Origin of the sequence: Methylobacterium segetis (assembly GCF_004348265.1) — a bacterium.
GTDB classification, from domain to species: Bacteria; Pseudomonadota; Alphaproteobacteria; order Rhizobiales; family Beijerinckiaceae; genus Methylobacterium; species Methylobacterium segetis.
The window spans coordinates 1-3,080 of record NZ_SMNT01000240.1 but is presented as its reverse complement, the minus strand read 5'-3'; the positions used below and the strand labels follow the sequence as shown (position 1 = coordinate 3,080).

At 74.3% G+C, this 3,080-nt stretch carries 5 protein-coding genes; all 5 read left to right on the top strand.

Annotated elements, in window-relative coordinates; genetic code table 11:
- On the top strand, positions 1-350 hold a 350-nt coding region (locus tag E1J50_RS26405), incomplete at its 5' end, for a 2-C-methyl-D-erythritol 2,4-cyclodiphosphate synthase (RefSeq protein WP_207919314.1).
- Positions 351-354: 4 nt separating this feature from the next.
- The gene (locus E1J50_RS26400) at positions 355-858 is read left to right on the top strand and encodes a CinA family protein (protein WP_132256455.1); all 504 of its coding nucleotides are present in this window, start codon (positions 355-357) and stop codon (positions 856-858) included.
- A gap of 141 nt (positions 859-999) precedes the next feature.
- Positions 1,000-2,325 carry a chloride channel protein gene (locus E1J50_RS26395; protein ID WP_207919315.1) on the top strand — a complete coding sequence of 442 codons (1,326 nt, stop codon included), beginning with the start codon at positions 1,000-1,002 and terminating at the stop codon, positions 2,323-2,325.
- A 60-nt stretch (positions 2,326-2,385) separates the two neighbouring features.
- A complete protein-coding gene (locus tag E1J50_RS26390; RefSeq protein ID WP_132253388.1) occupies positions 2,386-2,565 on the top strand; it encodes a DUF1328 domain-containing protein in 180 nt (59 codons plus the stop codon).
- A gap of 3 nt (positions 2,566-2,568) precedes the next feature.
- A partial coding sequence (locus E1J50_RS26385; RefSeq protein WP_425374972.1) for an SDR family NAD(P)-dependent oxidoreductase occupies positions 2,569-3,080 on the top strand: 512 nt, incomplete at its 3' end.

The window sequence follows — 3,080 nt, the reverse complement described above, 5'->3', positions numbered from 1 at the left end:
TCCCGCCGAGCGACGAGAGATGGCGCGGGGCGGCGTCCGACCAGTTCCTGGCCCATGCCTGCTCGCTGGTGCGGGCGCGCGGCGGGCGGATCGACCATCTCGACATCACCGTCCTGGCGGAGGCCCCCCGCATCGGGAAGCACCGCGAGGCGATCCGGGCGCGCATCGCCGAGATCGCGGGCGTGCCGCTCTCGTCCGTCTCGATCAAGGCGACGACGACGGAGAAGCTCGGTTTCGTCGGCCGGGCCGAGGGCCTCGCCGCCCAGGCCGCGGCCACGGTCCGGCTCCCCGAGGAGGAGGGCGCGACGCTCCTCGATGCCCAGGCCGAGACGGCCATGCGCCAGGGCTGAGCCGGTGCTCGCCGACGCCGCCCTCCTCGCCCGGGCCGAGGCGCTCGTCTCGGGGTACGCGGCGGCGGGGCTCACGCTCGCCACCGCCGAATCCTGCACGGGCGGCCTCGTGGCTGGCCTCATCACGGCGGTGCCGGGCTCCTCAGCGGTGCTGGAGCGCGGCTTCGTCACCTACTCGAACGCGGCCAAGAGCGAGGCGATCGGAGTGCCGCCCGATCTCGTCGCCGCCCACGGCGCGGTGAGCGAGCCGGTCGCCCGCGCCATGGCGGCGGGCGCGCTCGCCGCCTCGCGGGCCGACGTCGCCGTCGCCGTCACGGGCATCGCCGGCCCCGGCGGCGGCAGTGCGGAGAAGCCGGTCGGCCTCGTCCATTTCGGGCTCGCGCTGCGGGACGGCACCCTGCGCCACCGGGAGCGCCGCTACGGCGATCTCGGTCGGGCCGAGATCCGCGCCCGCGCGGTGGCCGACGCGCTGGGGCTGCTCGAGGGCGCCCTGCCCCGCTCCGGCTGAGGGCACGCGGGACGCGCCTTTCCGGCCCGGTCGTGGCATGCTCGGCCGATCCTTCGCCCGCTTCTCCGAGCGGGCATTCCCGTGCCCGACCGGACCATGCCGCCGCATTCGACCCGGGGACGCCCCCGCACCCGCCGCTCGATGGCGCGCCTGCGCAGCGCCTCCCTCGACGCCTTCGCGATCTGGCGGCGGCGCCTCCTGTTTCTCCTCGGGGGCATCTGCGTCGGCCTCGCCGCGGTGCTCATGGCCAAGCTCGCCGATGCGGCTCAGGCCGGCTTCCGGCAGGTCCTCGCGGTCTCGCCCCTCCTCGCCCTCGCCGTGACGCCCGCGGGCTTCGGGATCGCGGCGCTGCTGGCCCGCACGGTCTTCCCGAACTCGCAAGGGTCCGGCATTCCGCAGGTGATCGCGGCCCGCCACACGCATGATCCGGGCTTGCGCCACGCGCTGATCTCGCTGCGCGTCGCCTTCGGCAAGATCGTGGTGATGGGGCTGGGCCTCCTCTGCGGGGCGGCCGCGGGCCGCGAGGGGCCGACCGTGCAGGTGGGAGCGGCCATCATGGCGGCGGTGGGCCGGCTGACGCCCGAGCGCCTGCCGGGGCTGATCCTGGCGGGGGGTGCTGCCGGCGTGGCGGCGGCCTTCAACACGCCGCTCGCCGGCATCGTCTTCGGCATCGAGGAATTGGGGCGGACCTACGAGGCGCGCACCACCGGGCTCATCGTCGCGGCGATCGTGGCGGCCGGCCTCACCTCCCTCTGGCTCGTCGGCAACTACACCTATTTCGGCACGACCGCGGTGGGCCTCGCGCTCGGCGGAAGCTGGCTCCTCGTGCTCGTCCTCGGCGCCGTCGGCGGGCTTGCCGGCGGCCTGTTCAGCCGCATCGTGATCCTGTTCGGGCGGGGCCTGCCGGGGCGGCCGGGCGCCTGGGTCGCGAGGCGGCCCGTCGCCTTCGCCATGCTCTGCGGCCTCGGCGTCGCGCTCTGCGGCCTCGCCTCGGACGGGACCGTCTACGGAACCGGCTACGAGGAGGCCCGCGCCCTCCTGCACGGGGATGCGGCCGCGCGGCTCGACTTCGCCCCGCTCAAGTTCGCCGCGACCGTGCTCTCCTCGATCAGCGGCATTCCGGGCGGCCTGTTCGCGCCCTCGCTGGCGGTCGGCGCCGGCCTCGGAGCGGCGCTCCGCGACCTCTTCGCGGAGGTGCCGGTCGGTGCGCTCGTCCTGATCGGGATGGTCTCCTACCTCACGGGCGTGCTGCAGGCGCCGATCACCTCCTTCGTCATCGTCACCGAGATGACCCAGGACCACGCCATGATGATCCCGCTGATGATCGCCGCGCTCGTCGCCGACGCGGCCTCGAAGCTCGTCTGCCGGGGCGGCCTCTACCACGTGCTCGCCGAGCAGATCCTGGCCCGCGCCGACGCGTCCGCGAACCCCGTGCCGGCGCAGGGGGCAAGGGGGCGGAACGGTTGAGCTTGGCCCGAGTTGTCGCTCGATTCGCAATCCTCGACTCGGTTCGCCGGAGCTGACGCCATGACCCTCCTGAAATGGGCCCTCATCGCCTTCGTGATCTCGCTGATCGCGGGCGCCCTCGGTTTCACCGGCATCGCCTCCGGCGCGGCCTCGCTGGCGCGCATCCTGTTCGGCCTGTTCCTCGTGATCGCGATCATCATCGTGGTGGTCGCGTTCGTGATCGGTCAGGCGGTGTTCTGAGCGGTGTCGACGCTGCAGGGGCGGATCGCCCTCGTCACCGGCGCGACCTCGGGAATCGGCTACGAGACGGCCCTCGGCCTCGCCCGCGCCGGCCTGCGGGTCGGCCTCGTCGGCCGGGCGCAGGGCCGCGCCCGCGCCTCCGCCGAGGCGATCCGGCAGGCGGTGCCGGGTGCCGAGATCGACGTCTTCGTGGCGGATCTCTCGGCGCAATCCGAGATCCGGCGCCTCGCCGGCGCGGTGCGGGAGGCCTATCCGCGCCTCGACGTGCTGGTGAACAACGCCGGCGCCATCTTCGACCGGCGGGAGACGACGGTCGACGGGATCGAGCGGACCTGGGCGCTCGACCATCTCGGCTACGTGCTCCTGACCCTCGACCTCCTCGACCTCCTGAAGGCCACCGCCCGGGAGGCCGGCGAGGCCCGCATCGTCAACGTCGCTTCGGCCGCCCATGCCCGCGGGCGGATCGACGTCGACGACCTCGAGGGCAGGCGCGCCTACGGCGCCATCAAGGCCTA